Source organism: Rhizobium sp. M1, from assembly GCF_002531805.1.
GTDB classification, from domain to species: Bacteria; Pseudomonadota; Alphaproteobacteria; order Rhizobiales; family Rhizobiaceae; genus Rhizobium; species Rhizobium etli_C.
This window is the reverse complement of the sequence record NZ_NWSW01000068.1, coordinates 1-538: the sequence shown is the minus strand read 5'-3', so window position 1 is coordinate 538 and position 538 is coordinate 1. Positions and strand designations below refer to the sequence as shown.

The 538-nt window shown below is 67.3% G+C and carries 1 pseudogene; it reads left to right on the top strand.

Features of this window, described 5'->3' with window-relative positions:
- Nucleotides 1-103: 103 nt before the first annotated feature.
- Nucleotides 104-538, top strand: a pseudogene (locus CO655_RS32110) (hypothetical protein); the annotation flags it as partial.

Genomic DNA, 538 nt, shown 5'->3' with positions numbered 1-538 from the left:
GATCGGGGCTGATCGGCCTGCCGGATGCAGACCAAAGTGACATTTCGACTTTGCAGAGATCCGGACATTCCAACTTCACCGCCACAGGGCGGCGTTCCGGACGGTGTCGGCTCAGGACCAGGCGAGGCTGGACGAAATCGCCAGGCAAACACCGCGACAGTCGAGGCAGAGCAAGGGGGCGTGGGCGGACGCGCTGAAGGCGGCCCATCCCGATCTCAGCGCCGCCGATGCCGCCACCATCGTGGGCGCCGCAAAGGACGAAATCGCCAGGAGGGCGGCGTTCCGGACGGTGTCGGCCCAGGACCAGGCGAGGCTGGACGAAATCGCCAGGCAGACACCGCAGCTACCGGGGCAGAGCAAGGGGGCGTGGGCGGACGCGCTGAAGGCGGCCCATCCCGATCTCAGCGCCGCCGATGCCGCCATAATCGTGGGTGCCGTAAAGCAGGATATTGCTAAAAGGGCCGCGTTCCAGACGGTGTCGGCCCAGGACCAGGCGAGACTGGACGAAATCGCGGCGGTGACACCGCGGCTGCCGGGG